The following is a 26,362-nucleotide window of genomic DNA, read 5'->3' on the forward strand; positions in this document are numbered from 1 at the left end:
GGCCCCGCCTTCGGTGACGCTGCTGCAAGCGACCTGCGATGGGGCCGTTGTTGGTTGGGGCCGCTGGGCTGATGGGAGCACGTGGCTGTTGCGGGCCCTGGTCCCGGCGGCGGCCTCGGCGCTTCGCGCCTGCCGCCTTGGGGGACTGCGGGGTGCGGCCGGCAGCTGCGGCGCGTTGCGCCTGCTGCCTGCGGGGACTTTGGGGTCGATTGGGGTTGTCTGCACAATTCGCGGTATTATGTTGCGGAGTTTTGAAAGGAGCCGCTGGTGGTCACGACGACGTTTGCTTCGCCTTTGGGCGAAATCCTGCTTGCCGCTGATGGCCGCGGTTTGACGGGGCTTTGGTTTGAGGGGCAGGAACACTTTGGCTCCACGCTTCTCAAAGAAGATCCCGAACATGTTGAAGGCGCCGATGCGGTTTCTGGTACCGGTGGGATGTCTTCGGTGAGTCCGGCAAATGGCGTGGCTTCTTCGGTGCTTGAGCGTTCTTGGGCTTGGCTGAATGCTTATTTTGCGGGGCAGGAGCCTCGGTTTACGCCGCCGTTGCATATGATTGGCACGGCGTTTCAGCGTGAAGTTTGGTACGAGCTGCTTTCTATTCCGCGTGGCGAGGTCGCTACGTATGGTGAGATCTCCCAGCGTGTTGCGGCTCGACATCGTGTACCGGGAAACGAGGCGCCCGTTGTGTCTCCCCGTGCCGTGGGGGCCGCGGTCGCTCGCAATCCTGTTTCGATTATCGTGCCGTGCCATCGCGTGGTTGCCGCCGACGGCTCGCTTAACGGATATGCCGGCGGGCTTGACCGCAAGGAGTGGCTGCTTCGGCTCGAGGGCGCGTACGAGGAATAACGTTCGAGCACTTTGCATAGCCAAGACGCCGTGAAAGAACGGGATGCGCTTTCCGAATGGCGTCCCAAACGGAAACCGTGTCCCGGAATACAGCCTTAGAGTGGGATGCCGTTTCCGGTTGAGACCACTTGCTTGGACATCTTTCTACGCCCGCTTCTGCAGGGCATAGATCGACTTATCCATGTTGAACAGGTAAGCCGCGACGCAGACGATGAAGAATGCCGGCAGATTACCGAAACCGAAGACTTCGCAGCCAATCAGGATGGGTGCGAGCAGCGTATTGGTGGCGCTGCCAAAGACGGCTGCGTAGCCCAGCGCGGCGCAAAGCGCGATGGACATGCCGAGTTGAGCCTCGTTATGGCGACATCTGGGTAACAGAAAGGCCCGCGTTCCTCAGAGGCAAGATAGGCAATTCTGCTTTTGAGGTAGATCTCAATTCTGCCGACCGCATCAAACATTAACTGCCGGAGGGCTCGGTCAAATTCATACGTGTAGATGATGGTTTCGAATGTTGTGCCTTCGCGAAAGATGGTAATCCCGGACTTGCATTTGGTTTTGTAGGGAAACCAGTAGGCCGACAGTCTGTAGTGGCCGACTTCGACCAAAGCTCGCTCGAGTTCGCTTTGATCAGAGCACTTAAGACCCCTGTATTCTGTCAATAGTGCTATTTGTTCGTTGATGGATATCCGCGACTTCCGGTATTTCATTTAAGCCTCTTGATAGAAAAAGAGCTGGAGTTGCGCATCGTTGAGAGGCTTTCCAGCTTTAGCAAAACAAACTTATAAGATGCGACGGGCCGCGTCAAGATAATTACCGGACGGCCTAGGAGGCGGCTGGTTGGCTGGCTTAAAACCTAGCGCGTGAGATGACGCTCCACGCTATTCAGCGCGCTTGATAGGATGACGAACCACAGTCTTAAGTTTCTCCGGTGCACATTTGCGTGGATCGGAGAGATAGATTTCGTGATGGAAACGGGTGTCTGAGAAGTCGGGGACATAGCCCTGCTCGGTCGTGTATTCATTCATAGCGCCTACGGTCGCCGGTTCGTTGTCGTAGGGCCCGGTGTGCATGCATTGAACGCAGAGGCCCTCGTCAACTTTAAGCAGCTCGACGGCAGAAAAGTCAAGTTTCTTTTTGGTCGTGGCTTCCGCGACTGCCCAGTCAAAGTCATCTCGGGTGACGAAATCGGGCAGGCGAATGCACGAGATAAAGTTGAAATCGTCCTTGCGTACATAATCGATGTCGCCGCTCGGGGAGTCTTGCCACCAGAAACCCTCGAGCGGCGGTACCACAAAGTCGAAATAGCCCTTGATACTCCTTGAGCCTTTCTTCGACATCTTGACGGTATAGGCGATGCCGTAAAGCAGCGGCAGGGCGTTTTGATACTCGCCACCTTCGGTATTTGGGTCGCCCTTTCCGCGAACGGCAACGTAGCTCATAGGCGGGACAGTTACGATGCTCGGCTTGCTTGCAGGTTTGTAGAGCTCCTTGCATTCCTTCTTAAAGTCGAACGCCATGTTGGCCGCCTTTCTGCGTATTGGCCTGCTTAGATAGCGGAATCATATCATAGAAACGAACAGCTGTTCGAATGATTTGGCTGACAGATTGAGATGCGTGCGTTGTGTTTGGCGGTCGGCCTGACCCCATCGATGATTTCTCTGCCTCCCCGGCGCCTCATCTATAGCTGCCGTTTCCCCATATAGAACCTGCCAAAATAAACCCGTCCCTTTTTAGTCGGTGCGAAATGGGTAATACTAAAGAGTTATCCGACCAGATGGGAACCGATCGATGGCTTATATCGAATTCAAAGACGTCATCAAGGCATACGGCGAGGGCGACGCCCGCATTCACGCACTCGACGGCGCGAGCTTTACGGTCGAGCGTGGCGAGCTCGCCATCATTTTGGGTGCTTCGGGTGCCGGCAAGACCACGGCGCTCAACATTCTGGGCGGTATGGACACGGTAACCTCCGGTACCGTGACGGTGGACGGGCGCGATGTGAGCTCCGCTAACGAGGCGCAGCTCGTGGAATACCGCCGCGCCGATGTCGGTTTTGTCTTCCAGTTCTACAATCTGGTTCCCAACCTGACGGCCCTCGAAAACGTTGAGCTCGCAGCTCAGATTTGCCCCGATTCGCTCGAAGCCGAACAGACGCTTCGCCAGGTTGGCCTGGGCGAGCGCCTGGGTAACTTTCCGGCACAGCTTTCGGGCGGCGAGCAGCAGCGCGTGTCCATCGCCCGCGCACTGGCAAAGAACCCCAAGCTGCTTCTGTGCGACGAGCCCACGGGCGCGCTCGACTATAAAACCGGCAAGCAGATCTTGCAGCTGCTGCAGGATACCTGCCGCAAGCAGGGCATTACGGTCATCATCATCACGCACAACTCCGCGCTCGCGCCCATGGCCGATCGCCTGATTCGCTTTAAGAGCGGTCGCGTGGAGAGCGAGACGGTCCAGCAAAATCCCGTGTCTATCGAGACGATCGAGTGGTAGCGCCCATGGATCAGGACCGCCAAAACAGCCAACGCCGCGACGCGCGGAACACGGAGCGCGAGCAGGATTTTACGACCTACCGCACTGCCCAAAGCTCAAACGACATGGTGCCGACGGTGTTTCGCCGCGGTGTCTACCGCACGATTCGCGGCAGCCTCAAACGCTTCTTGTCCATCGTCGTGATCACCGCGCTCGGCGTGAGCGTGATGTGCGGCCTCAAGGCGGGTTGCGAGGATCTGTGCGATTCGGTCGACGCTTACTTTGACCAACAGAATGTTTACGACATCAACGTGCAGTCGACCTATGGCCTGACTGACGATGATCTCGACGCCATCCAAGAGGTCGATGGCGTCGAAACGGCCGAGGGCATCTACACCGAGACCGCCTACACCGCCGTGGGCACAACGCGCGAGCGCGTGGTCGTGCAAAGTCTCTCCAAGGAGAACATCGATCAGCCGGTGCTCGTGAACGGCGATTTGCCTGAGAGCGCCGATGAGGTCGCGGTGACTTCGAAGTTCCTGAAGGCTTCGGGCAAAAAGCTCGGCGATACGGTGAGTTTTGCCGCCAACGATGCGAGCTCGTCGAACCAAAGCGCCAAGGACCAGTTTGCCGATAGCGATTACACCATCACGGCCGAGGTTCTCGATCCCACCGACGTGAGCTCCGACTCGACAGTCAACGCCTTTCGCGCTGCTTCGGCGGCGGACTATAAGTTCTATGTGAGCGAGGACGCCGCGACATCTTCTTCCTACTCCGCGATCCACGTGATCGTCGAGGGAGCCAAGGATCTCAACTCCTATTCGGATGCCTACGCGGCAAAGATCAATGAGGTCAAGGGCAATATAGAGAAGATCCGCGAGGAGCGCGAGAAAGCGCGTGCTCAGGAGCTGACGGCCGATACGCCGGCGAACTTGGACGCGGCTGAGCGTCAGGCGAATATGGTCTTTGGGATCGAGCAGGACAACATCAACCGCATGGCCGAGGGCAGCGACGAGCGTGCGCAAGCGCAGGCCGACCTGGATCAGCGCCGTGCCGCCGCCGACCAGCAGTTTGCCGATGCCCGCGCCGAGCTTTCCGATCTGGGAGAATGCACCTGGTACATCCAGGACCGCGGCAATATCGCAAGCTACTCGAGCGTGGAGAGCGATAGCTCGTCAATTGAGGCCATCGCCACGGTGTTCCCGTTCATCTTCTTTATCGTCGCCGTGCTCATCAGCCTCACCACCGCCACGCGTATGGTCGAGGAGGAGCGCACGCTTATTGGCCTGTACAAAGCGCTCGGCTATTCGCGCGGGCGTATTCTGTCCAAATACGTGGACTACTCGCTGTGGGCGTGTCTGATCGGCGGCGTGCTCGGCAACATCATCGGATTTGTGGGCCTGCCGCTGTTCCTGTTTACGGTGTTCGACGACATGTACTCGCTGCCCCAGATGTTGCTTTCGTACGACATCGTGTCCTCGATCGTTTCGGTGGCGCTGTTTGCCGTGGGCGTGGTGGGCGCCACGATTATCGCCTGCCGCCACGAGATGGCCGAGACCCCGGCCTCGCTCATGCGCCCCAAGGCCCCGCGCGCCGGCTCGCGTATCTTGCTCGAGCGCATCGGCTTTATCTGGCGCCGCATGGGCTTTTTGAACAAGGTGGCAGCACGTAACCTGTTCCGCTACAAAAAGCGCGCCTTTATGACCATCTTTGGCATCGCGGGCTGTACGGCGCTTGTGATTTGCGGCATGGGCATTCGTGATACGTCGGTCGCGCTTTCGCCCAAGCAGTACGGGCATATCACGCGCTATGACCTGCTGGCGGTTGCCAATCCCGACGATTTTTCGCAGACGTGCGCGGCGCTCGACGAGCGAAGCGCAGCCAAGGATTCCGACGTGACCGTGACTTCGACGCTGCCGATTATGACCGACAACGTCACCTTTACATTTGGCGGCAAGAGCGAGACCGTGCAGCTGATCGTGGTGCCCGATGACCGCACGAACGACCTGGACGACTACGTGCGTCTCGAGGATGAGTCCAAAGAGCCTCTATCTTTGCGCGACGGAGATGTGTATCTGAGCAAGAGTTCACAGCTGGTGCTGGGGATTCAGCCGGGCGATACGGCTCACGTCCAGGATTCGTCGCTCAACGTCGCCAAGGTCAAGGTTAGCGACATTTCGCTCAACTATCTGGGCAACACGCTTTACATGACGCAGAGCACCTATGAGCGCGCGTTTGGGCGCAGCGTTCGCCTCAATGGCATCTTTGCGCTGCTCAAGGGCTCATCTTCTGACCAGATTGCGTTTAGCAAGAAGCTTAAGAGCGACGGTTGGCTCACCATCTCGAGCACGGCCGAACATTGGCAGAACTACGAGGCGAACTTTGCGATTATCAATTCCGTCGTGGTGCTCGTGACCTTTATGGCGGCGTGCCTATCGTTTGTGGTGGTGTTTACGCTGTCCAACACGAATATCTCCGAACGCGAACGCGAGCTGGCGACCATCAAGGTGCTGGGCTTCCGCCGTGGCGAGGTGCACCACTACGTCAACAAGGAGACGTTGATCCTCACGGCGATTGGCACCGCACTGGGCGTGCCGCTGGGTGGCCTGCTTGCCGAGAGCTTTACGTACATCCTGCAGATGCCGTCGCTGTACTTTGACGTCGAAGTCGAGCCGCTGAGCTACGTGCTTGCCGTGGTGCTTTCCTTCGGCTTTACGATCATCGTCAACCTCGCCACCAATCGTACCCTCAACAAGATCGACATGGTCGGCGCCCTCAAGAGTGCCGAGTAACCTGCTAAAAAGGGACAGGTTTATTTTGGTAGGTTTTATCTGGGCAAACGCCGGACAACCATTAGGTGGCCCGGCGTTTGCCCCGTTTTGCTGGGGATGTTTGTCGTTCGGTGCTCTTACTGGCCAATCCAGTGTTGCGCATAACTCTTAATGTTCTCGGTAAAACCGTCAAGGTCGTCAAGGGTGATCACGCTGTCGATAAGCAAATTGGCTATCTCTCGGTGCATTGTGCTGCGGCGAATGTCGTTTGCAAGCACTCCTGAGGACAGCTTGTCTCGATTGAGGCGCTCTTCTAGTGCCCAAAATCTACTGGACGCTTCACTGTCGCCGTTCAGCATCTCAACGTACTGGCTGATGAGCTTTTCCATATAACGTTCTTGCCATTGAGGAAGCATTTTCTTAAACAGTTTCCAGTCGCTTTCGGCTACGTCGCGCATATGTCCTCCGCTCGTCAAACGGGCTTTCCATTTGCCTTTCATTCTATTTGGTTTTCGCCCGCAGGCGTGGGTGAGAGGCCCTCTTTAGCCTTCGAGATTGGGCTTGAATGGGTCGTATGCCACAAAACGGGCCTATCTACTACGTTTAATTGGATACCCTCAACCATGCCGGGAAAACGAATAAAATAACCGCAGGTAGAATGCTTGTCGATTTTCGAAAAAGACGGCTATGGTTGGCCCCTTCGAGTTAAACGTAGTAAATAGGCCCTTTTCTTGGCGGGCCATTGATTCAATGCCAATTTCCGTGTCGCGACTACCCTGTCTTTCGTGAGTTGCGGTGGAATAGTTCCTGAATAGCTTCAGTAAAGGCGAAAACAGGAACTATATCACCGCAACCTAGGAGAGGGGTATCGGCTGGGGCTTGCCGGCGGAACGGGGCGGACTAGGCTTGCTTGCGGTGTTTCCATTGTTTGCGGCACCAGCGCATAAGTGCTTTTACGATGGGAATCGTGATGAGGATGACCCATGCGGGATGGGGCTGTTCCAAGCAAAGCCACATGTAGAGAAACCAGGTAATGGCAGCTGCTGGGTAAACGCCGTCAATCAGCTTGGACAGGCGGCGTCGATCGATAAAGTCGCCAAGCGCATAGTAGATGGGAATCAAAAAGACGAGGAAGAGCCCCATGGGCCACGCGCCGTAGATAATGCCGAGCGCCATATAGGCGAGGGCGACAAGCGCGGGAAAGGGGAGCTTATTCCACGCGCGACCGAGCTTGGTGTGGAAATGCTTGCCATGATGGTCGAGCTTGTCGTGCGCTTCTTTCCAGCTGGAGAATTGCTCGCCGTCGATAACCACGGTGCCATCGGCGTTGGCGTGCACGCTGTGCCCGTCGTCCTCAAGCGTGTCAATATGTACGCCGCTCGGCCCCACATGTATCTCTTCGCCCTTGCGCTCGTTGGTCACATGGATGCCGCTCCAGCCAACATGAACCTCTTCGCCTTTGTTGGGGTCGATAACGTGGATGCCGCGAGTAAGAGAAATATCGACAAGTGGCTTATCGCTGCAATCAGTGAACTCAGCAGAAGCCTCGGCCTCTTCAGCCTCATCCGAAGCCTCGGCTCCGGTGCTGCCGTCCTCTGTGCCATCGGCATCGCTATCCGCTTCCCCATACAACAGCTCATCCAGTGACACACCATATAGCGCGGCGAGCGCAATGAGGTTATCGGTGTCGGGCGAGGATTCGCTGCGCTCCCATTTGCTCACGGCCTGGCGGCTTACACCCAGCTGGGCGGCAAGGGCCTCCTGAGAAAGACCGGCAGCTTTGCGGCGATCGACGAGGCGCTGCGCCATCTCAAGATCCATGGTGGTTCCTTTCGTTTGATGGTCGAATCGAATGAGGCGAGTATGCCGAGAACAACCGGTAGCGACCACCATTTCTAGTTAGAATCTGCCCCAACCCTACCGCAACTACCGGTAGCAACCATCATGACCAGCAATTATGTGACAAATGTCAGTGCGCGCAACAACCAAGAGCCCGGGTCAAGAGTTGCGGTGGAATAGTTCCTAGATTCAGCCATTTGCGGGCTAAGCAGGAACTATTTCACCGCAACTGAATTTCAGACCAGGCACCCGCAGCAAGAAGGCGAATAGCCTCGGCGAGTATGTAAACGCAGCGCCCTCCGACCCCGCCCGACGATTTCGATTGGCGACCTTTGACGGAGTCAAGGGAGGAGCCAAATCGAAATACGTCGGGCGGGGTCGGAGGGCCCGATGGGATGGATTTCGGCCGAGGCTATTCGTCGCCGAAGCTGATGCCCAACGCCTTGGCCTCGCGCACCAGATCGCTCTGGGGGTCGACATATTTGAGCTTGCCGGCGACCTCCTCGAGTGGCATGTGGCACATCTTGCCGTCACGCAGGGCAATCATGTAGCCAAACTCGCCGCGTAGGCAGCCGAGCGCTGCCTCGACGCCGCACTGGGTCGCAAAGATGCGGTCCTGGGCATCGGGCTGACCGCCGCGCTGCGTGTGACCGGGAATGGCGACGCGGGTCTCGCGGCCGGTCTTGGCCTCGATCTCCTTGGCGATGTCGTACACGATTGACGGGCTCGTGCGTTCGGCGAGCTTCTTCTTGTACTCCTTCTTGGACAGCGCCGCGTCATCCTTGGAGATGGCGCCCTCGGCGACGGCTACGATCGTAAAGCGGCTGCCGGTTTCCATGCGATGCTCGATGGTCTTGATGACGTTATCCATGTCGTAAGGGATCTCGGGAATCAAGATGACATCCGCGCCGCCCGCGACGCCGGCGTACAGCGGGATCCAGCCAACCTTGTGGCCCATGATCTCGATAACGAACACGCGGCCGTGACTCGAGGCGGTGGTGTGGATGTCGTCGATGCACTTGGTAGCGACGTCGATGGCGCTCGTAAAGCCAAACGTCAGCTCGGTGCCCCAGGTGTCGTTATCGATGGTCTTGGGCAGGGCGATAACGTTGAGGCCCTCTTCGCGCAGGCGGTTCGCGGTCTTGGTGGAGCCGTTGCCGCCCAGCATAAACAGGCAGTCGAGCTGCAGCTTATGATAGGTGTGGACCATAGCGGGCACCTTCTCGACGCCATCGGCCTCGGGAACATCCAGGCGCTTGAACGGCGTACGGCTCGTGCCCAGGATGGTGCCGCCGCGGGTGAGGATGCCGCTAAAATCGGCGGGCGACATGACGCGGAACCTGCTGTAGATAAGGCCCTGGTAGCCGTCCTCAAAACCGTAGATCTCGATAGGCTCTTTGCTATTGGTCATAAGCGTTTTGACAATGCCGCGCATGGTGGCGTTGAGCGCCTGGCAGTCGCCGCCACTGGTAAGAAGACCGATCCTGAGCATGATGAATCCTTCCGGGCAAGTTATAACATGCGCATAAGTTTACCCCCGCACACTGTTGATACGGGGGTAAAACGTGTTAGCTCAAGCGTATAGAAATGTAAACAACGTCAGGCGAGCGTAAGGTCGATGGGCCTGGCTCATTAAAGCGCGAATGCGTCGATGTCGCCCCAGTGGCGGCGCAGCGTGATGGCGGCAGCAGGCTCGGTGTTGTCAAAGACGACCGACCACTGCGTGTTGCTGGTGATGTCTTCCGGATTGGGCTCTTGCGCTGCAGCGCGTAGGGCCTTCCAAGCGACTGCCTCGTCTTGGGCGCCGGTATGGGCGTCGAGGACATCGGCGATTGCGGCGGCGCGCTCTTTACCATGGCCTAGCTCGCCATTCTTTTGGTTGGGCAGCACTTCGTCGCCATAGCAGGCGTAGAAGTTCGTAACCTGGGTTACAGGAGTCGCTTTGAAAGCGCGGTCCGGATCGTGCGGATCCCACTCTACTACGCGCGCGTCACCGGCGGCGTCGTTTATAAAGAAGTGGTAATCGCGTCCTGCCATGGCGTGCATGTCGTAGGCGGAAAGCAGGTCGACAGCTTCTTGCGTGGTGGCGGCACGGTCGAGCACCAGACGGATGGCGAGCGAGGTATTGATGACGGGGCGTTGCGTGTCCTGGTCACAGGGCTTGGAATCCAGGGTGAGTACGGCAATGGAGACGCCACATTCGTTAACACCATCGAGCTGGGCAAACGGGCCCATGAGTGCGGCGGCGCGTCCGGCGACGGAGTCAAGCGGAGTGTTATCGCCCAGGTTGTTAAGGGCGGCAAACCCGATGGAGGCATAGCCGTCGCGCGGGTGATTGCGCACCAGCAGCGCCGAGGTGTCGTCCTTAAAGTCGTAATTGCGACCGGTGCGCACGCGGCCTTCGGCATCTACGGCGACAAAAGCGCTGCAGGCAAACTGGGGCGCCTGGACATGTGCCGGCACACCGGGCAGCACCTGCGCCACCACGGCATCGATGTAGGCCTGGTCGTCGCGCACGCCAGCGGCGATGATGCGATCAAGATTGTAGTCGTAGGCGATGTCGATTGCGTACAGGTCATAGCCATCCGCGTAGCCGGTCAAGCGTTTGAGCGACGCGGCGGACTTGATTTGCTTGCGGTAAACGATGCCGGCGGCAGCGGCAAGGCCGACGGCGGCTCCCGCGACACCGTAGGCGATGGCAATGTTACGTGGCTTCATGACGACTCCTCTCGTCCTGTTAGCGTAATTGTCGCAAAAGGAGTGCGGGCATGATGACTCAACTTGGTGAGCGGCGCGGAATTAAGCACGGAATGAAGAGTGCGGCGCTGGCGCGGCGGGGTATGCTGGAAGGGACCATCAACCCAGCGAAAGGGGAGAGCATGACGGATCAGGAAACGCCCGAGCGCGCGCACGTGACGGCCGACGATATCGAGGCCGCCAACGACCTTATCGACTTTATCGAGGCATGCCCCAGCATGTTCCATACGGCGGCGACCATTATGGCCGAGCTCGACGAGGCAGGCTTTACCTATCTGCCCGAGAACGCGGCATGGGATATCGAACCGGGCGGTCGTTACTACACGCAGCGCAATACTTCGAGCGTTATCGCCTTTAAGGTGGGCGAGGACTTGGCTGCGACGTGGGGCGAGGACGGCGTTGCCGGTGACTATCATTTTCAGCTCACGGCGTCGCACAGCGATTCGCCGACGTTTAAGGTCAAGGCCGTGCCCGAGCTTGACGGCGCAGGCGAGACGTTGCGCCTGAACACCGAGGCCTACGGCGGCATGATCGACTACACCTGGTTCGATCGCCCGCTGGCGCTCGCGGGCCGCGTGCTGGTGCGCGAGGGCGACCGTATTGAGAGCCGCCTGCTTGCCACCGAGCGCGAGGTTGCCATTATTCCGAGCCTTGCCATCCATATGAACCGTGGCGTTAACGAGGGTTTTGCGCCTAATCGTTCTGTCGACCTGTGCCCGCTCATCAGCGCTGGTGACCTTAAGCAGGGCGACTTTGACGCCCTGATCGCCGACGAGCTGGATGTTGAGCCCGAGCAAATTCTGGGCCGCGATCTGTTCCTGGTCAACCGCCAGGATGCGCGCATTTGGGGCTGGGCCGACGAGTTTATCTCGACGCCCAAGCTCGACGACCTAGCCTGCGCCTACACCTCGCTGCAGGCATTTTTGGGTGCCGAGAACGCGCACGACGTCTCGGTCTTCTGCTGCTTCGATAACGAGGAGGTTGGCTCCGAGACCAAGCAGGGCGCCATGTCGACGTTCTTGGCCGACGCGCTGCGCCGCATTAACGGCTCGCTGGGCTTTGACGACGAGTCGTATCATCGCGCCCTTGCCGCATCGATGCTCGTGAGCTGTGACAACGCGCATGCCGTGCACCCCAACCACGCCGAGAAGTGCGATGCGCGCAACCAGGTTGTGCTCAACGGCGGCATCGTCATCAAGGAAGCCGCCAACCAGCACTACTGCACCGATGCCTTTAGCCGTGCAGTGTTCCAGGCTATTTGCGATGACGCCGACGTGCCCACGCAGGCCTTCGCCAACAAGAGCGACATGGCCGGCGGCTCCACGCTTGGCAATCTGTCCAATATGCAGGCGAGCATGCATGCCGTGGACGTGGGCCTGCCGCAGCTTGCCATGCACTCGAGTTACGAGACCGGCGGCGTGCGCGACGTGATGTACGCCATCCGCGCCCTCACGGCTTTCTACGAGCGAAACCTAACCATCAACGGCGCCGAAAGCGTGGAGCTCTAAAACCTGCTAAAAGGGACAGGTTTATTTTGCAGGTTTTATCTGGGCAAATGCAAAGGGTGAAACCGAGCTAGATCGGTGGTACGTGGCCGCCGAGGTGCAGTGCACCTCGGCGGCTTTTTGTGCACAGAGTGCGGCTAATGCTAATAAATGCTATACGTGCTTTACGTATCTACCATAGAGTTTTATGATGATTTTAAAGTATTAAGGAGGGGTCATGACCACAACAGCCGCTCAGATCAACGTACGTCTCGATGCCGATCTTAAAAGGAGTGGGGACGCCGCTCTCTCCAGGGCCGGTATGACGCCGAGCCAAGCGGTGCGAGCGCTCTGGCAGCTTGCAGCGTCGCTGACCGATCGCCCCGGTGCGCTCGAGGATATCCTGCTGCCCAGTCGTGTCCGGGCGGAACAGCGCGAGCGCGAAAAGGCCGCTAAACGTAAGCTCGAGCTCATGGATCAGGGGTCGAAGCTGTTCGCTGCCGCTTGCCGTGAGTCGGGAATCGATATGGTCAAGGCTCAGCCCTCGGGCGATGAAGAACTCAAACGGAACGCCTACGCGGATCGCTACGGCGAGGAGATGAGCTGGCTCTATGAGTGAGGCTCCAAGGCGCATCTTGGTTGACACCAACGTGTGGCTCGATTACTTCATTCCCTCACGACGTGGTCGTTCGGTGGCGATTGAGTTTTTACGCGATGCATGCACGGCGCAGGTGGATTTGCTGTATGCGGCGACATCGTCCAAAGATCTGTTCTATTTGATTTCGAGCGAACATAAGGCGTGGTATCGGCGCGAGCATGGCTCGCTATCCCAAGATGCCGCCGTGGCGGCGACATCACTTGCATGGGATTGCCTCGACGTGTTGTCGCAACTTGCCACGCCGGTACCCTGCGACCTGAGTGACATATGGATGGCGAGCAAGCAGCGTAAGCTCCATAGCGATTACGAAGACGATTTAATCATTGCGGCAGCAATGCGCGCAAAGGCAGACCTTCTGGTCACCAACGATGCCAAACTCTGTTCACACGCACCCGTCGCAGCAATGAGTGTAGTAGACGCAAGAAACTACCTGACGTCCTTCTAGTGTTCGATCCAACAACGTAAAGTTTCGCCGGCCTGCAGGTGACGCAGATTCTCTGCGGCAATGTCGACCACATTGTTGAGCGTAGCCTCCAAGTGGAACCAGCCCGAGATATGCGGCGTGATGAGCATGTTGGGCGCATCCCACAGGGGGCTTGTCGCAGGCAGCGGCTCGGGATCGGTGACGTCGACCGCCGCGCCGGCGAGATGTCCCGACTCCAAGGCAGCAACCAAGTCGTCGGCAACAACAAGGTCACCGCGGCCGCCGTTGGCAAAGAAAGCGCCCGGCCTCATCGCGGCGAAGAACTCGGCGTTTGCCAGGCCGCGGGTCTCGGGTGTGCTCGGCATAAAGGATGCGACGACGTCTGCCTCCGCCAGGCGCTCGGGGAGGGCGTCCATACCGTCCATGTCCTCAAACACAATAGGGTAGACGAGCGGATGGCGCTTGATGCCGCGGACGTGCGCGCCCATGCTGCGGCAGAGCGTGGCAAAGTGGCCGCCGATATCGCCTGCGCCCAGCACCAGCACGTTGGCGTTTCTGAGCGAGGTGACCGGGCCCAAGTCCTCCCAGCGATGTTCGCGCTGCAGATCCTGGTAGCCGGGCAGGCGCTTCATCATAGACAACACCATGGCAAACATGTGCTCGCTCACGGCCTGGCCGTAGGCGCCCACCGAGCAAGACAGTTTGGCGTTGGCCGGCACGGTGCCGGCGGCAAGGTAGTCGTCATAGCCGGCGGTCTGCAATTGCAACAGCTGGAGATGCTCGCATGCCGTGAGCATGTCAGGGTCGATGTTGCCCAAGATCACGTCGGCATCGGCGACCTGTTCACGTGTGGCGGCGTCGGCGCTCGTGTAGATAAAGTCCTCGCCCGGAGCGCTCGACTCAAGAATTGCGCGATGGCGGTCGTTGACGGGCAGCAAAACCAGAATGTTCACAAGCAGTCCTCTCCGCTCAGCCTGCCAAAAAGGGACAGGTTTATTATTGGCAGGCTGTATCAGGCAAAACGTTCAAATAAAACGCCGGGCTACCAGCTGAGCAGCTCGTAACCGTCCTCGGTCACCACGAGCTGTACCTCGCACTGGGCCGAATCGCTGCCGTCCTTGGTGCGCACGCACCAGCCATCGCCCTTGCTGATCTTGATGTCGGGCGCTCCGGCGTTGACCATGGGCTCGATGGTAAAGACCATACCCGGGGCCATGATGGTGTCCACATCGGGTGCCTCGGTGGTAAAGCCCACAAACGGGTCCTCGTGGAACTCCTTACCGATGCCGTGTCCGCCGTACTCGCGCACCACGCTAAAGCCGGCGTCCTCGACCGTCTTTTGCACGGCCTCGGCCATAACGGACAGCGGCAGCCATGGCTTGACGGCTGCCAAGCCCGCCTCCACGCTGGCGCGGGTGACGTCGACCAGGCGCTGGCGCTCGGCAGAGACCTCGCCGATGCAGAACATGCGGCTCGAATCACTAAAGTAACCGTCCAGGATCGTGGAACAGTCCACGTTGATGATGTCGCCCTCGTGCAGCACGTCCGTATCGCAGGGGATACCGTGGCAGACGACGTCGTTGATCGAGGTGCACACGCTTTTGGGGTAGCCCTCGTAGTTGAGGTCTGCCGGTGTGCCGCCGTGCTCGACGGTGTAGTCATAGATCATCTGGTCGATCTGGTTGGTGGTCATGCCTGCGGCGATATGCTCGCCCACATAATCGAGCACGCCCACGTTGATGGCTGCCGAGCGCTTGATGCCCTCGATATCGGCGGGCGTCTTGTAGAGCGTGCGGGGCAGGACCTCCCAGCCCTCTTCCCACAGGCGCTCAAGGCGCTCATCAAAGGCGCTATGGCATTTCTTATATTTTTTGCCGCTGCCGCACCAGCAGGCGTCGTTGCGGCCGGGCACGGGTCCATTGTCAAACATGGCTAACTTCCTTTCATTCGCAGCTAGTATAGCCCACCCACGCATCCATAAAAGTTGCGGTGATATAGTTCCTATTTGTGCTGTTAAAACGCTTAAATAGGAACTATATCACCGCAACTGATGGGGCGGGATGGCGGGCACTAGCTGCTGCGTGGTTTTGCTAGTAGCTCACCTGGCAGGGGATGCCGAGGGCTTGGACGCGCGCGGCAATGGCGTCGAGCACCTCGGGCGCTGCTTTGGTAAGGCCGGCGATCGGTGTCTCGCGCGCCACCGTGTAGATGGTCGCTTCTTGTGGGCGAATGCGCTCAAGCGCCGCGAGCCAGGGGCCGACGTACTCCTCGCCGGTGTTATCGATAGACTTGCCCCGGTACTCGCCGGTCAAAAAGATCGTCTGGATAATAACGTGACCGTCAAAGCTTGCGAACGTCTCGATCTGGTGCTCGACGTCGTAGGGGCCAACAGGCTGGTCAAGCAGCTGGATAAACGCCGGGTCGACGGTATCGAGCTTGAGGATGTTGTCGTCGACCATCATGAGCGCGTCGTGCACCTCGGGGCGGTCGGCGCGCGTGCCGTTGGAGAGTACGGCGATCTTAGAGTTTGGGGCAAGCTCGTCGCGCAGCGCGACGGCGCCGGCGATGGCCTGCGGAAACTCCGGTGCGGCGGTGGGCTCGCCGTTGCCTGCGAAGGTGATCACATCGGGGAGCTCGCCCTCGGCTGCCATCTCGCGCAGCTTTGCCTCGAGCGCGTCGAGTACCACGGCGGCCGTGTTGTACGGCTCATGGCAGGGGCGCTCGGCGTTGAGGCCGTTTTCGCAGTAAATGCAGTCGAACGTGCAGATTTTGCCGCTGGCCGGCATCATGTTGACGCCGAGCGAGAGACCAAGGCGACGGCTGCGAACGGGCCCAAAGATGGGGCTGGCATTCAAAAACGTAGACATAGGCATATGCTCCTCAAGACAATTGTGCCTAAGCATAGCATCGGCTCCAAAGCAAGGCACGGGCTCTTGCTTTACAAGTTTCGTTTTTTCACGTCGCTCATGATGCCGTGTCATGAAAAGCCTCGGGTCGGGTACAGTTAATCTGTTAACAAGGCGTATGGCAACGCGGGTCTATCCAGCCGTACTGACGTGCAACTGGATGGGCGTTGATGATGGGGGCACAACATGGATTTTACGGTCGAGAATGCGGGCACCACGATTGCCTGTCGCGAATATGCCGGCCCGGATGTGTTGCCTGATACTCCTGCCTTGGTGTGCGTGCACGGTGCTTGTGTCGACGGCACATTTTTCGACGGCATCGCTTGTGAGCTCAGCCGCAACTACCGCGTAATTGCCTACGATCGCCGCGGCTGTGGTGGCAGCAGCGAAGCGGCAGACGGCAGCTATGATCTTGCCACTCAGGCCGCCGACCTGCAGGCCGTGATCGAACACGTTGGCGCTCCGACAAATGTGCTTGCGCACAGCGCCGGTACGTTGGTGGCGCTGGAGCTTCTTCGCACCGAACCCCATCTCGTCGCCCGTGCGATTCTGCATGAGCCGGCTGTGTCGGCCGAAGGCGTCGGCATGGGCGCAGCTCCGGTTTTGCTCGATATGATTGCGGCTGGAAAGGTTTCAAGGGCGCTCCGGCTTTTCTTGGGAGCCCTCGGCGACTTGGATCCCGAGGCTCCTGGGACGACCGAAGCGGAAGTCAAACATGCCCTGCGCAATGGTCGTTGCTTTATGGCCAATGAATACGGAACAAATATGACATATGCTCCCGACTGGGAGCGCGCCCGCGCGTCAAAGGCGGTGTCGGCCGTGTTCTTGGGCGAGCTCTCGGTTGGCACGCCCCGCGAGGCTGGCACGCGAGCGGCTGCCGAATATCTCGATTGCCCCCTTGTGACGATCCCGGGCGCGCATAACGGTCTGCGCGATCGCCCCGTTACGGCGGCAAACGCCGTTCGCGATGTCTTGGAGCGTTAGCACGCTCGATGACCTGCGGGGAGAGGGGCTGTTAGCGTTTCGTCATTGTTAACGAATGCGCCCATAAGCGCGCGCCCGCGGCTCCATTATCGCCGCTTGCCAGGTCATAAAAATGTAACGATAATCGCGCGTTTGCCTTCAGCTGTTAGATGTTACCCTTGTACCAATTGATATGCACTGTTGCCGTGCGTAACGATAGAAAGGGCCCCATATGCTCAATAATCACGAGGTCAATCTAACCGACGAGGAGGCTGCCGCCGAGGTCGCCCGCGTCGCGAAGACCTACCCCGTGGTGCGTTTGCTGTCGGCCGATCAGATTAAGAGCGAGCCTAACTGCCTGCTCGCCGGCAATCGGTGCCCTTGTTTGCGTCAGTCGAGTCTTGAGGCCTTGGCAGATTCCGATGAGGTGTCGGAGCAACTGCTCAACGATGGTGTTGAGTACCGCGCCCGCCTGCGCCCTCTGAAGGTCGAGGGCGAGCCTCATGTCTTACTGATGGTGCGTCCGATCGATGAGCAAGAGGCTGCAGAAGAGGACCTTGTCTACACCGACGTGCTGACGAGCGTGCGCAATCGCCGATATTACGAGGAAAAGCTCCGTAGCGCCCGCATGAATGCCGGCGTTGCGGTGATCGACCTTGATGATTTTAGGGTCTTCAACGATACGTGTGGCCGTCATGCCGGCGACCTTGCGCTCGGTGCTGTGGCGACGGCCATACGCAGCGGAATTCGTTCGACTGACGAGCTCGTACGCTATGGCTGCGACAAGTTTGTGGTCGTCATGCCCAATATTCCCTCCGATGACTTCACCCGTCGCCTGCATCAGGTGTCCGATGCCGTTCGTTCCACGATTGTTCCGGGCCATGAGTACGTGAGCTTGACGGCATGTGTTGGTGGCGTTCGCATTCATGGCGAGACGGTCGATGAGGGCGTTGGCCGCGCTGTCCAGTTATTGAGCCGCGCTAAGGCAAAAGCCGGTACGGTCGTGACCGATGCCGATTCCATCGAGGCCTTCCAAAGCGAAAAGCCTTTGGTGCTTATTGTTGATGACTCCGAGATGAACCGAGCCATTCTCAACGAGATGCTCAAGGACGAGTATTGCATCCTGGAGGCCGACAACGGTCGTACGGCGCTCGACATGGTCGACCGCTATGGCGATGAGTTGTCGCTCGTGCTGCTGGATATTGTCATGCCGGGCATAAGCGGCTTTGAGGTGCTGGCTGATCTGTCGCGCCGATCGGGTATCGACAATCGCCTTTTATCATGATTTCGAGCGAAGATTCCGATGATATGGTTCTGCGCGCGTACGAGCTGGGCGCCTCGGACTATATCAACCGCCCGTTTGACTCCCGTGTCGTGTGCCGCCGTGTAAGCAACACCATCCGCCTATACGCCAAACAGCGCCGCCTGACGAGCCTGCTGTCCCAGCAGTACAACGAGCGCGTCAAGAACAGTCGCATGCTCATCGACATCATGGCCGGCGTCATGGAGCTTCGCAACGGCGAGAGCGGCAGACACGTTACGAACATCGAGAAGCTGACCGAGCTGCTGCTTGGCTGTCTGGTCCAGCGTAGCGACACCATCTCCCTCGACAATGAGGAACGCTCTACGATTGCCCTGGCTTCGGCGCTGCACGATATCGGCAAGATGGCGATTGACGATGCAATTCTCAACAAACCCGGACGCCTTACGTCCGAGGAGTTCGAGATTATGAAGACGCATACCACGATCGGCGCCAACATGCTGTTTGAGCTGGGTCGCCATCACGTCGGCAATGCGCTTATGGAATATGCGTACCAGATTGCGCGTTGGCACCACGAGCGTTGGGACGGCAAGGGCTATCCCGATGGCCTTAAGGGCGACGATATTCCCATTGCCGCGCAGGTGGTCTCGGTGGCCGACGTGTACGATGCCCTGACGAGCGTGCGTGTGTACAAGGACGCTATTCCGCACAAGGAGGCGATCCAGATGATCCTGGACGGTAAGTGCGGCACCTTTAACCCGCTGTTGCTCGACTGTCTGCTCGAGGTGCAAGACCGTATTGCCGAGACGTTGGCACGCCCCGCCGACGTTGTCGCGTTTCCCACGATTTAGTTTGACCTAAGGAGTTTTAATCCATGATTTCCATGCGTGAGGCGTATGAGAAGATCGGCGCTAATTATGATGACGCGTGCGCTCGGCTGATGGGAGAGGAAATGCTTGCCCGCTTTGCCCTCAAGTTTTTGGATGACGAGAGCATGGACAAGCTGGAGGCCGCCATGGCGGCAGGCGACGCCGAAGGTGCCTTTATGGCAGCGCACACGCTCAAGGGCGTGAGCCAGAACCTGGGATTCGATAATCTGTACGAGCCGGCGGTCGTGGTGACCGAGGCGCTGCGCGGCGCCGATACCGTTGACGGCGCTCGCGAGGGAATGCATGCGCTGCAGCAGCAATATGCGGCCACGTTGTCGGCCTTGCGCGAGGCGGCTGAATAAGAGCTTGCGAGCCTTGGGCTGCTTGCCGGCCACATATAGGTGAAAGGGCGCCCCGCCGGACCATGTGGCCGGCGGGGCGCCCTTATCTGTTTTGTGGTTCGCGGGCTAGCGGGCCTGTTTAACCTTGGCCGCTGCCTCGACAAACGACTTCCAGAGGTTAAAGTCGGTCTCGAGCGTCTTCCACGTGTACTCAGGGTGCCATTGCACGCCCAGGCAGAATGGCTGGCCTTCGACCTCGATGCACTCGGGAACGCCGTCGGTTGCTTTGGCGACCAAGCGCGTGCTTTTACCCAGACGGTCGACGCAGCAGTGGTGTGCGGAGTTGGTCTGGATTAGTCTGTGCCCGCCAACCGCGCGTTCCAGCAGCGAGCCCGGCACGACCTCGACGGGGTGCACGGGATCGTTGAGCACGTGGGTGTGACGCCACTGCGTGCGACCCTCGCGCGCACCCAGGCTCGGCACGTCCATGCACAGGGTGCCGCCGGTGGCGACGTTGAGCAGCTGCGTGCCGCGGCAGGTGGTAAAGAGTGGCTTTTTGGCGCGGAGCACCTCGTTAACCAGCTTAAACTCAAAACGGTCGCGAATCTCGCAGCACAGTGTGGGGTCGTAGGGGCGCTCGTCGCCCCAGCGCTTGGGGTTGACGTCCGGGCCGCCGGGAATAGCGATGCCGTCGGCGATATCGACGTAATGACGGATAACCTCAATGTCCTCGGTGATGGACATCTGCAGCGGCAGGCCGCCGGCGGCAAGAATGGCATCGACAAAGACACTTGCGATTTCCTCGTTGGGGGAGAGCGTCTCGCTCAAAAACGGCTTTGCCTCTTCCCAACGTGGTGCGACGAGGATGAGTGGGCGGTCGGCGGGGTCGACGTCGACATGCGGGTTGTAGGACGATGAGGTGCGGGTTCCGATCATGGTTGCGGCTTTCGAATCCGGGTGGACATGGCACAGGGGTGGCGCGGGACAAACGTTACTGATGAATTTGCCCGCGTGGCAATTGGGTTAGTGGCCCTTGATGGAGTTGAGGAAGTCCTGGGCGCGCTTGGTCTGGGGATGGTCGAAGAACTCGTCGGGTGTGCCGGTTTCCACGATCTGGCCGTCGGCCATAAACACGACGCGATCGGCAACGCGGCGGGCGAAGTTCATCTCGTGCGTGATGACGATCATCGTCATGCCCTGCTGCGCCAAGCGCACCATGACCTCGAGCACCTCGTTGATCATTTCGGGATCGAGGGCGCTTGTGGGCTCGTCAAAGAGCATGGCCTTGGGTTGCATGGCAAGCGAGCGGGCGATGGCCACGCGCTGCTGCTGGCCGCCCGAGAGCTGTGCGGGCACCTTATCGGCCTGCTCGGCCACGCCCACGCGGCCCAGCAGGTCCATGGCGCGCTCACGGGCCTCGTCCTTGGAGACGCCCAGCACATCGACCGGCCCCAGCATGACGTTCTGCAGTACGGTCATATGTGCGAACAGGTTGAACTGCTGAAACACCATGCCCAGTTCGGCGCGCATGCGGGCAAGATCCTTGCCTTCCTGCGGCAGGGGCTCACCCTCGATGAGGATCTCGCCCGAGTCGATGGTTTCCAGGCGGTTGATGGTGCGGCACATGGTCGACTTGCCCGAGCCCGAGGGACCGATCACAACGACGACCTCGCCGCGGTCGACCGAGAGATTGATGTCGTTGAGGACGTGCAGGTCGCCATAGTGCTTATCGACGTGCCTGAGCTCGATCAGCGGCTGATTGCCGGTAGAAGAAGTGCTCTGTGCCATGGTGCTCGGCTCCTTGTGACTCGAAATGGTAAAGCGTTAGCGGATGATGGTCGCGCCGGTCTTGTGCGAAACGTAGACAGCGGCCTTGTTGATCGCGACGTTGATGAGGATGTAGATGACCGCGATAACCAGGTAGACCGACACGAGGGCGTCGTAGTTGGTAATGAGCACGCGGGCGTTTTGCATGAGGTCGGGGTAGCTCACCACATAGGCGACGGTGGTGTCTTTGACTACGACCACAAGCTGCGAAATCAACGACGGAATGATAAACCGAATGGCCTGCGGCAACACGATTTTAAAGGTGATTTTAGCCTTGGAGAGACCGAGCGCCTGGGCGGCTTCGACCTGGCCGCGCGGCACGGCGTTAACGCCGGCACGGAAGATCTCGGCAAGTACGCCGGCTGCGGCGAGCGCGACGGGAAGCGTGAGCATCCAAAACGACGGCAGCGCGATCTTGTACTGGGGCAGCACCAAAAAGAAGAAGTAGATGAACAGCAGGCTCGGTACGCCACGGAAGAAATCGGTGAGCACGCGGCAGACCAGCTGCAGCGGCTTAATGTCGCTCGTGCGGCCGAGCATAAGGGCCAGGCCCAGCACCAGCGCAATGACACCGGCGGTGAGTGCGACTTTAACGGTGCCCTCAAAGCCGGCAAGCAAGAACTTCCAGGTGGTGAGGTGCGTAAAGAAATACCAATAGTGGACCGAAAGCTGACCGGTCACATAAAAGCGCTGCAGTACCAGTACGGCGAGCGCGGCGACGGCAACAAGCGAGATGGCGGTGCCGATGCGAATCTTGGTGCGCATCTTGGGGCCGGGAGCCTCGTAGAGCGCATCGCGCATGGTAAGCGCAGGGGAGGAGTGCTTGCTCATCGGAGGATCCTCACCTTCTTATCGATGTAGTTGCCAATGTGGCTCACCACAAAGGCCGTGCCCAGGTAGCCGAGCGCCGAGATAAAGAACGCGGCGACGCCGCCAAGTGAGCGCGTGTTGATATAGCTCACCACGCCGGTGAGCTCCTGCGGCTTAAGCGGCACCTGGCTGCCGAGCGCAGTGGTGAGCATGACGGCGATAAAGAGGTTGGTCATGGGCAGCACGCTCGAGCGCAGCGCCTGCGGAATCACGATTTTGGCGAGGATACGGTTAAAGCTCATGCCGAGAGAACGTGCTGCTTCCACCTGGCCGACGCCGACGGTGTTGATGCCGCTCATAAAGTTCTCGGAACCAAAGGCAGAACCCAAGAGCACCGTAGCGACGATAACGCAGGTGCGGTAGGGCAGGACGACCTTGAGCGGCGGCAGCGCGTAGACGACGATAATGAGCAGCGCGATGCCGGGGATGTTACGAAAGACCTGGACATACAGGTCGCCAAAGACGCGCAGTGGCTTGAGTGGCGACACGCGTATCACGGTGACGGCGACGGCCAGCACCATGGCGATGGCAAACGACTCAAGCGTCATGCCCCAGGTCGCTAGAAGCGCGTCGATATAGTTCTGGCCATAGAGCGACCAGAGTTCGGAGAGACTCATGCGGACCTCCCGCCGGTAAGGAAAGGGGCTCCCGTGTGTACGGAAGCCCCGACAACTCAGTGAGGAAACAGTTTACCGCAATAAAGCGCATCATGCGTTTCCGTATGGTTTCGTTGCGGCCGTTACCAGGCTCGCTGCCTAGGCGCCGATCTCGGGCAGCTCGGGAACATTGGTGTCACCTGTACGGTCACCGATGCAGATCTGCCACAGCTCAGTCCAGGTGCCGTCGTCCTCGATCTTCTTAAGGAAGTCGTTGACAAAGGCGACGCCGTCGGAATCGAGCGGCAGACCGATGCCATAGGGCTCCTTGCTGCCGAAGGGCTTGCCGGCGATCTTGTACTTACCGGGCTCGCGGACCAGGGCGCTCTGCTGCATGTTGTTATCGATGACATAGGCGTCAACGCGGCCCTGCTGGAGTGCCTGGCGGGCCTCCTCGTCGGTCTTGAACTCCTGCTGGCTGGCCTTGGGAGCGAACTCCTCCAGGATGGCGGGGCCGTTGGAGCCAGACTGGACGGCGACGTTCTTGTCGGCCAGGTCGTCGACGCTCTTGATGTCGTCGTTATCGGCGAGCACCAGGATAGCCTGCTGGGTGTAGTAGTAGGGACCGGCAAAGGAGACGAGCTTCTTGCGCTCGTCGGTGATGGTGTAGGTGGCAAAGACGGCGTCGACCTGGCCGTTCTGCAGGACGGACTCGCGCGTGTCCGAGGTCACCTGGGTGATCTCGACCTTGTTCTCGCCCAGAATGTAGTTGGACAGGAGCTGTGCGATACCGGCATCGAAGCCGCGGGTCTGACCGTCTTTCTCGTTGAGGAGGGAGAAGAGCGTGGAGGTCTGAACGCCACCGATCTTAAAGACGCCGGCGTCCTTGACGGCCGTCGCCCAGGTGCTGGCGGCGATGGCGTCGTCATCGGCCTTGGGGCCGTCGTTAACGAGCTTGTCGAACGCCTTGGCATCGAGCGTGGCGGAAACCTCGGTATCCTCGGAGCCCTTGGAGGAGCCGGCGGCGGAACCCTTGTCGGCCTCGGCGCTGGTGTCAGAGCAGCCGGCAAGACCAAGGCCGGCGACGGTTGCGAAGGTGGCGGCAACGAAGCCGCGGCGGTCGAGAACGACCTGCTGGGAGAGGTTCTTGCTCATGGTAGAACACCTTTCTTAATAAAATCCCTAGCGGTTGAGTAGAGTTATACCCTATCGCGCTCAAATGGGTCAACACGAAATAACTCAGAAACATACTTACCTTATGGGTAATTCTACCTACCAAAAAGGGACAGGTTTATTTTGGCAGGTTTTATCTGGGCAAACGTCGATTATTGCAGCTGAGATAGTGCTTTGAAATCCACCACAAAGGGGACAGGCACCTTTGTGGTGGTTCTTGCAGATGTGGCGGCCTGCCTTGCTGTTTTGTCTCAATCTGTAACAGTTAGACGGAAATTCGGGCCATAGATGTTACAGGTTAAGATAATCGCGTCGTGAAAACAAAAACCTCCGCAGGGATGCTTCCCTTGCGGAGGTTTTCTTACTCGTTGAGTAGCCTTACGGCTTCGGCGGCCATGTTCTCGACCGTCATGCCGTTCTGAGCGAGCAGCTCGTTAGGGTCGTAGCGGTCGGGGAAGCCCTTGGCGATGCCGAAGGTGCGCGTGCGCACAGGCGTGCAGGCCAGATAGCACGCGACGCGCTCGCCCCAGCCACCGTCCAAGACGCCGTCCTCGAGGGTGACGACAACGCGATGCTCGGCGGCAAGGCTGTCGAGGAACTCGCGGTCGAGCTCGGTTGCAAAGCGCGGGTTGACGAGCGTGGCCTCGATACCGTACTCGGCGGCCAAACGGTTTGCCACGCGCTCACCCAGCTCAAAGAAATCGCCGAGCGCGAGCACGGCAACGTCGCGGCCCTGACGCACCACGTTATAGCGAACGGCGCTGTAGTCGGTGTCTTCGGCGGGCGCAAGGTCGGGGCGGCTTACCAGGCCGATGCCCGGTACGCGGATTGCCACGGGATGCTCGCGGTGGTCGAGCGACCAGCTCAGCATGGACAGATATTCCTCCATGCAGGCCGGCGCCAAGTAGTGCATGTTGGGAAGACCGCCCAGCATGGAAATATCAAAGAACGAGAGGTGCGTCTCGGATGTGGTGCCAAAGATTGACGCACCAAACACCAAAATGGTTGCCGGGGCGTCGTTGAGGCACAGGTCGTGCCACAGTTCGTCGTAGGCGCGCTGCAAAAACGTGCCGTACACACCAAAGACTGGCTTGGCGCCCGAGCGTGCAAGCGCGGTGGCAAAGGTCACGGCGTGCTCCTCGGCAATGCCCACATCGACGAACTGTTTGCCGGCGGCAGCGCGAAGCTCGGGTGTAAAGCCCATGATGTAGGGCGTGGCGGCCGTGATGCCCACGACCTGCGGATCGCGCTTGATGGCGGCGCTGAGCGCCTCGCCCGTAATGTCGGCATAGGTGCGCGGCGCAGGCTCGCTCGGATGGCCCGGGCAAAGCTTGCGCCCGGTCGCCATGTCAAACGGACCCACGTGGTGCCAGCGCTCGGGGTCGCTCTGGGCTGGCTCAAAGCCCTTGCCCTTGGCGGTCGAGACGTGCAGCACGATGGGGTGATCGATATCGCGCAGCTCCTGCAGCGCGTCGACGAGGGCCAACACATCGTTACCGGCGTCCAGATAGCGGTAATCGAGCCCCATCGCGCGGAAAATGTTGCGCTCACAGGTGCCGTTGCTGGCGCGCAGCTCGGCCAGATTGCGATACAGGCCGCCATGGTTCTCGGCAATGGACTGGTCGTTATCGTTGACGATGATGATCAGGTTGCTATCGAGTTCGGCGGCATTGTTAAAGCCCTCAAACGCCAGGCCGCCCGAAAGCGAGCCGTCGCCAATAACGGTAATGACGTTGTACGCATCGCCCGCCAGGTCACGAGCGTGCGCCAGGCCGCAGCCCAGGCTCACCGATGTGGAGGTGTGGCCCATGGCGAACAGGTCATGCTCGGACTCGTCGGGATTGGCAAAGCCAGAGGCCTCGCCAAAGCGCTCAGGATCGATATAAGTGTACGCGCGCCCAGTCAGCGCCTTGTGGGCGTAGGTCTGGTGCGAAACGTCAAAGACAATCTTGTCGATAGGGGAGTTAAACACGCGATGGAGCGCGACCGTAAGCTCAACGACGCCCAGGTTGGGGGCAACGTGCCCGCCGACGGCGGCGGAGCTTTCGAGGATGGCGTGGCGAATCTCGTCGCAGAGCTGCGGGAGCTCGGCACGATTAAGAGCCTTGACGTCCTCGGGCGTTGTCGTTTGCGTAAGCAGCATCGTTGTGGGTTACTCCATGCGAATCGAGCGTCGGCGCTCCCTCGGCCGACACAATTGCACAAGACAGTCTCGCACATTTTGGCGTTTGATATGTGACGGCGGCGCGGTAATTCGCCAACTGGTGGGGCAAAACGTTTTGTCCGATGCCATACTGATGTGTTCCAT

Annotated in this window: 26 protein-coding genes; 10 read left to right on the plus strand and 16 right to left on the minus strand. The window is 59.3% G+C overall.

Features of this window, described 5'->3' with window-relative positions; translation table 11 throughout:
* Positions 1 to 267: 267 nt before the first annotated feature.
* Positions 268 to 846 (plus strand): methylated-DNA--[protein]-cysteine S-methyltransferase, encoded by a 579-nt coding sequence (locus I2H19_RS01130; protein WP_271745379.1) that lies wholly within the window; start codon positions 268 to 270, stop codon positions 844 to 846.
* A gap of 144 nt (positions 847 to 990) precedes the next feature.
* On the opposite strand, the gene I2H19_RS01135 is transcribed toward I2H19_RS01130, so the two are convergent.
* The 3 genes from I2H19_RS01135 to I2H19_RS01145 form a co-directional block, all read right to left on the minus strand.
* Positions 991 to 1,185, minus strand: a complete 195-nt coding sequence (locus I2H19_RS01135; RefSeq protein WP_195520693.1) for a chloride channel protein — start codon at positions 1,183 to 1,185, stop codon at positions 991 to 993.
* Entirely contained in the window at positions 1,104 to 1,553 is a 450-nt protein-coding gene (locus I2H19_RS10095; RefSeq protein ID WP_195620789.1) for an Abi family protein, read from the minus strand. Before I2H19_RS10095 ends, I2H19_RS01135 begins: the two co-directional genes overlap by 82 nt.
* Positions 1,554 to 1,724: 171 nt before the next feature.
* Positions 1,725 to 2,363, minus strand: a complete 639-nt coding sequence (locus I2H19_RS01145) for a GyrI-like domain-containing protein (RefSeq protein ID WP_195620798.1) — start codon at positions 2,361 to 2,363, stop codon at positions 1,725 to 1,727.
* Between the two features lie 271 nt (positions 2,364 to 2,634).
* Between I2H19_RS01145 and I2H19_RS01150 the strand changes: the two genes are divergently transcribed.
* Positions 2,635 to 3,336 carry an ABC transporter ATP-binding protein gene (locus I2H19_RS01150; protein ID WP_195620801.1) on the plus strand — a complete coding sequence of 234 codons (702 nt, stop codon included), beginning with the start codon at positions 2,635 to 2,637 and terminating at the stop codon, positions 3,334 to 3,336.
* A gap of 5 nt (positions 3,337 to 3,341) precedes the next feature.
* The gene (locus I2H19_RS01155; protein ID WP_229089717.1) at positions 3,342 to 6,107 is read left to right on the plus strand and encodes an FtsX-like permease family protein; all 2,766 of its coding nucleotides are present in this window, start codon (positions 3,342 to 3,344) and stop codon (positions 6,105 to 6,107) included.
* A gap of 116 nt (positions 6,108 to 6,223) precedes the next feature.
* Here I2H19_RS01155 and I2H19_RS01160 read toward each other — a convergent pair whose 3' ends face one another.
* The 4 genes from I2H19_RS01160 to I2H19_RS01175 all read right to left on the minus strand — a co-directional run bounded on the left by I2H19_RS01160 (position 6,224) and on the right by I2H19_RS01175 (position 10,643).
* Positions 6,224 to 6,544 (minus strand): multidrug transporter, encoded by a 321-nt coding sequence (locus I2H19_RS01160; RefSeq protein WP_195620802.1) that lies wholly within the window; start codon positions 6,542 to 6,544, stop codon positions 6,224 to 6,226.
* Between the two features lie 442 nt (positions 6,545 to 6,986).
* Entirely contained in the window at positions 6,987 to 7,907 is a 921-nt protein-coding gene (locus tag I2H19_RS01165; protein ID WP_195620803.1) for a helix-turn-helix domain-containing protein, read from the minus strand.
* 430 nt (positions 7,908 to 8,337) lie between these two features.
* Positions 8,338 to 9,417, minus strand: a complete 1,080-nt coding sequence (locus I2H19_RS01170) for a 6-phosphofructokinase (RefSeq protein ID WP_195620804.1) — start codon at positions 9,415 to 9,417, stop codon at positions 8,338 to 8,340.
* Positions 9,418 to 9,557: 140 nt separating this feature from the next.
* Positions 9,558 to 10,643, minus strand: a complete 1,086-nt coding sequence (locus I2H19_RS01175) for a carcinine hydrolase/isopenicillin-N N-acyltransferase family protein (RefSeq protein ID WP_195620805.1) — start codon at positions 10,641 to 10,643, stop codon at positions 9,558 to 9,560.
* A gap of 161 nt (positions 10,644 to 10,804) precedes the next feature.
* Here I2H19_RS01175 and I2H19_RS01180 point away from each other — a divergent pair, with 161 nt between their 5' ends.
* The 3 genes from I2H19_RS01180 to I2H19_RS01190 all read left to right on the plus strand — a co-directional run bounded on the left by I2H19_RS01180 (position 10,805) and on the right by I2H19_RS01190 (position 13,269).
* Positions 10,805 to 12,190 (plus strand): M18 family aminopeptidase, encoded by a 1,386-nt coding sequence (locus I2H19_RS01180; RefSeq protein ID WP_195620806.1) that lies wholly within the window; start codon positions 10,805 to 10,807, stop codon positions 12,188 to 12,190.
* A gap of 214 nt (positions 12,191 to 12,404) precedes the next feature.
* Positions 12,405 to 12,785, plus strand: coding sequence for a translation repressor RelB (locus I2H19_RS01185; protein WP_195620807.1), 381 nt, complete (start codon positions 12,405 to 12,407; stop codon positions 12,783 to 12,785).
* 16 nt (positions 12,786 to 12,801) lie between these two features.
* Entirely contained in the window at positions 12,802 to 13,269 is a 468-nt protein-coding gene (locus I2H19_RS01190) for a type II toxin-antitoxin system VapC family toxin (RefSeq protein WP_195620809.1), read from the plus strand.
* Here I2H19_RS01190 and I2H19_RS01195 read toward each other — a convergent pair.
* From I2H19_RS01195 to I2H19_RS01205, 3 genes are all read right to left on the minus strand, one after another.
* Positions 13,266 to 14,201: a D-2-hydroxyacid dehydrogenase gene (locus I2H19_RS01195; protein ID WP_195620811.1), complete on the minus strand. Its 936-nt coding sequence runs from the start codon at positions 14,199 to 14,201 to the stop codon at positions 13,266 to 13,268. The genes I2H19_RS01190 and I2H19_RS01195 overlap by 4 nt on opposite strands.
* Before the next feature lie 89 nt (positions 14,202 to 14,290).
* Entirely contained in the window at positions 14,291 to 15,178 is an 888-nt protein-coding gene (gene map, locus I2H19_RS01200; RefSeq protein WP_117816942.1) for a type I methionyl aminopeptidase, read from the minus strand.
* 160 nt (positions 15,179 to 15,338) lie between these two features.
* A complete protein-coding gene (locus I2H19_RS01205) occupies positions 15,339 to 16,115 on the minus strand; it encodes a radical SAM protein (protein ID WP_195620812.1) in 777 nt (258 codons plus the stop codon).
* A gap of 225 nt (positions 16,116 to 16,340) precedes the next feature.
* Between I2H19_RS01205 and I2H19_RS01210 the strand changes: the two genes are divergently transcribed.
* The 4 genes from I2H19_RS01210 to I2H19_RS01225 all read left to right on the plus strand — a co-directional run bounded on the left by I2H19_RS01210 (position 16,341) and on the right by I2H19_RS01225 (position 19,609).
* Positions 16,341 to 17,138 (plus strand): alpha/beta fold hydrolase, encoded by a 798-nt coding sequence (locus I2H19_RS01210; RefSeq protein WP_195620814.1) that lies wholly within the window; start codon positions 16,341 to 16,343, stop codon positions 17,136 to 17,138.
* 211 nt (positions 17,139 to 17,349) lie between these two features.
* Positions 17,350 to 18,402, plus strand: a complete 1,053-nt coding sequence (locus I2H19_RS01215; RefSeq protein ID WP_195620820.1) for a diguanylate cyclase — start codon at positions 17,350 to 17,352, stop codon at positions 18,400 to 18,402.
* Positions 18,399 to 19,229, plus strand: coding sequence for an HD-GYP domain-containing protein (locus I2H19_RS01220; RefSeq protein ID WP_195620821.1), 831 nt, complete (start codon positions 18,399 to 18,401; stop codon positions 19,227 to 19,229). The genes I2H19_RS01215 and I2H19_RS01220 overlap by 4 nt, the downstream gene beginning before the upstream one ends.
* A gap of 23 nt (positions 19,230 to 19,252) precedes the next feature.
* Positions 19,253 to 19,609, plus strand: a complete 357-nt coding sequence (locus tag I2H19_RS01225; RefSeq protein WP_229089719.1) for an Hpt domain-containing protein — start codon at positions 19,253 to 19,255, stop codon at positions 19,607 to 19,609.
* A 105-nt stretch (positions 19,610 to 19,714) separates the two neighbouring features.
* On the opposite strand, the gene I2H19_RS01230 is transcribed toward I2H19_RS01225, so the two are convergent.
* From I2H19_RS01230 to I2H19_RS01255, 6 genes are all read right to left on the minus strand, one after another.
* Positions 19,715 to 20,524 (minus strand): gamma-glutamyl-gamma-aminobutyrate hydrolase family protein, encoded by an 810-nt coding sequence (locus I2H19_RS01230; protein ID WP_195620822.1) that lies wholly within the window; start codon positions 20,522 to 20,524, stop codon positions 19,715 to 19,717.
* A gap of 87 nt (positions 20,525 to 20,611) precedes the next feature.
* On the minus strand, positions 20,612 to 21,376 hold the full coding sequence (locus I2H19_RS01235; RefSeq protein WP_022094659.1) for an amino acid ABC transporter ATP-binding protein: 765 nt from the start codon (positions 21,374 to 21,376) through the stop codon (positions 20,612 to 20,614).
* A gap of 36 nt (positions 21,377 to 21,412) precedes the next feature.
* Positions 21,413 to 22,246, minus strand: coding sequence for an amino acid ABC transporter permease (locus I2H19_RS01240; protein WP_195620823.1), 834 nt, complete (start codon positions 22,244 to 22,246; stop codon positions 21,413 to 21,415).
* On the minus strand, positions 22,243 to 22,902 hold the full coding sequence (locus I2H19_RS01245; protein ID WP_195620825.1) for an amino acid ABC transporter permease: 660 nt from the start codon (positions 22,900 to 22,902) through the stop codon (positions 22,243 to 22,245). The genes I2H19_RS01240 and I2H19_RS01245 overlap by 4 nt, the downstream gene beginning before the upstream one ends.
* Positions 22,903 to 23,040: 138 nt before the next feature.
* On the minus strand, positions 23,041 to 24,036 hold the full coding sequence (locus I2H19_RS01250) for a glutamate ABC transporter substrate-binding protein (RefSeq protein ID WP_022094656.1): 996 nt from the start codon (positions 24,034 to 24,036) through the stop codon (positions 23,041 to 23,043).
* Positions 24,037 to 24,415: 379 nt separating this feature from the next.
* Entirely contained in the window at positions 24,416 to 26,197 is a 1,782-nt protein-coding gene (locus tag I2H19_RS01255; protein WP_195620827.1) for a 1-deoxy-D-xylulose-5-phosphate synthase, read from the minus strand.
* Positions 26,198 to 26,362: the final 165 nt, after the last annotated feature.

This window comes from Collinsella aerofaciens, from assembly GCF_015560135.1.
GTDB lineage: Bacteria > Actinomycetota > Coriobacteriia > Coriobacteriales > Coriobacteriaceae > Collinsella > Collinsella aerofaciens_AN.

What these genes read in the sequence shown, in the direction of transcription:
- I2H19_RS01135 (WP_195520693.1), bottom strand. Translation starts at nt 1,185, where the DNA reads ATGTCCATCGCGCTTTGCGCCGCGCTGGGCTACGCAGCCGTCTTTGGC.
- I2H19_RS10095 (WP_195620789.1), bottom strand. Translation starts at nt 1,553, where the DNA reads ATGAAATACCGGAAGTCGCGGATATCCATCAACGAACAAATAGCACTA.
- I2H19_RS01145 (WP_195620798.1), bottom strand. Translation starts at nt 2,363, where the DNA reads ATGGCGTTCGACTTTAAGAAGGAATGCAAGGAGCTCTACAAACCTGCA.
- I2H19_RS01150 (WP_195620801.1), top strand. Translation starts at nt 2,635, where the DNA reads ATGGCTTATATCGAATTCAAAGACGTCATCAAGGCATACGGCGAGGGC.
- I2H19_RS01155 (WP_229089717.1), top strand. Translation starts at nt 3,342, where the DNA reads ATGGATCAGGACCGCCAAAACAGCCAACGCCGCGACGCGCGGAACACG.
- I2H19_RS01160 (WP_195620802.1), bottom strand. Translation starts at nt 6,544, where the DNA reads ATGCGCGACGTAGCCGAAAGCGACTGGAAACTGTTTAAGAAAATGCTT.
- I2H19_RS01165 (WP_195620803.1), bottom strand. Translation starts at nt 7,907, where the DNA reads ATGGATCTTGAGATGGCGCAGCGCCTCGTCGATCGCCGCAAAGCTGCC.
- I2H19_RS01170 (WP_195620804.1), bottom strand. Translation starts at nt 9,417, where the DNA reads ATGCTCAGGATCGGTCTTCTTACCAGTGGCGGCGACTGCCAGGCGCTC.
- I2H19_RS01175 (WP_195620805.1), bottom strand. Translation starts at nt 10,643, where the DNA reads ATGAAGCCACGTAACATTGCCATCGCCTACGGTGTCGCGGGAGCCGCC.
- I2H19_RS01180 (WP_195620806.1), top strand. Translation starts at nt 10,805, where the DNA reads ATGACGGATCAGGAAACGCCCGAGCGCGCGCACGTGACGGCCGACGAT.
- I2H19_RS01185 (WP_195620807.1), top strand. Translation starts at nt 12,405, where the DNA reads ATGACCACAACAGCCGCTCAGATCAACGTACGTCTCGATGCCGATCTT.
- map (WP_117816942.1), bottom strand. Translation starts at nt 15,178, where the DNA reads ATGTTTGACAATGGACCCGTGCCCGGCCGCAACGACGCCTGCTGGTGC.
- I2H19_RS01205 (WP_195620812.1), bottom strand. Translation starts at nt 16,115, where the DNA reads ATGTCTACGTTTTTGAATGCCAGCCCCATCTTTGGGCCCGTTCGCAGC.
- I2H19_RS01210 (WP_195620814.1), top strand. Translation starts at nt 16,341, where the DNA reads ATGGATTTTACGGTCGAGAATGCGGGCACCACGATTGCCTGTCGCGAA.
- I2H19_RS01215 (WP_195620820.1), top strand. Translation starts at nt 17,350, where the DNA reads ATGCTCAATAATCACGAGGTCAATCTAACCGACGAGGAGGCTGCCGCC.
- I2H19_RS01220 (WP_195620821.1), top strand. Translation starts at nt 18,399, where the DNA reads ATGATTTCGAGCGAAGATTCCGATGATATGGTTCTGCGCGCGTACGAG.
- I2H19_RS01225 (WP_229089719.1), top strand. Translation starts at nt 19,253, where the DNA reads ATGATTTCCATGCGTGAGGCGTATGAGAAGATCGGCGCTAATTATGAT.
- I2H19_RS01230 (WP_195620822.1), bottom strand. Translation starts at nt 20,524, where the DNA reads ATGATCGGAACCCGCACCTCATCGTCCTACAACCCGCATGTCGACGTC.
- I2H19_RS01235 (WP_022094659.1), bottom strand. Translation starts at nt 21,376, where the DNA reads ATGGCACAGAGCACTTCTTCTACCGGCAATCAGCCGCTGATCGAGCTC.
- I2H19_RS01240 (WP_195620823.1), bottom strand. Translation starts at nt 22,246, where the DNA reads ATGAGCAAGCACTCCTCCCCTGCGCTTACCATGCGCGATGCGCTCTAC.
- I2H19_RS01245 (WP_195620825.1), bottom strand. Translation starts at nt 22,902, where the DNA reads ATGAGTCTCTCCGAACTCTGGTCGCTCTATGGCCAGAACTATATCGAC.
- I2H19_RS01250 (WP_022094656.1), bottom strand. Translation starts at nt 24,036, where the DNA reads ATGAGCAAGAACCTCTCCCAGCAGGTCGTTCTCGACCGCCGCGGCTTC.
- I2H19_RS01255 (WP_195620827.1), bottom strand. Translation starts at nt 26,197, where the DNA reads ATGCTGCTTACGCAAACGACAACGCCCGAGGACGTCAAGGCTCTTAAT.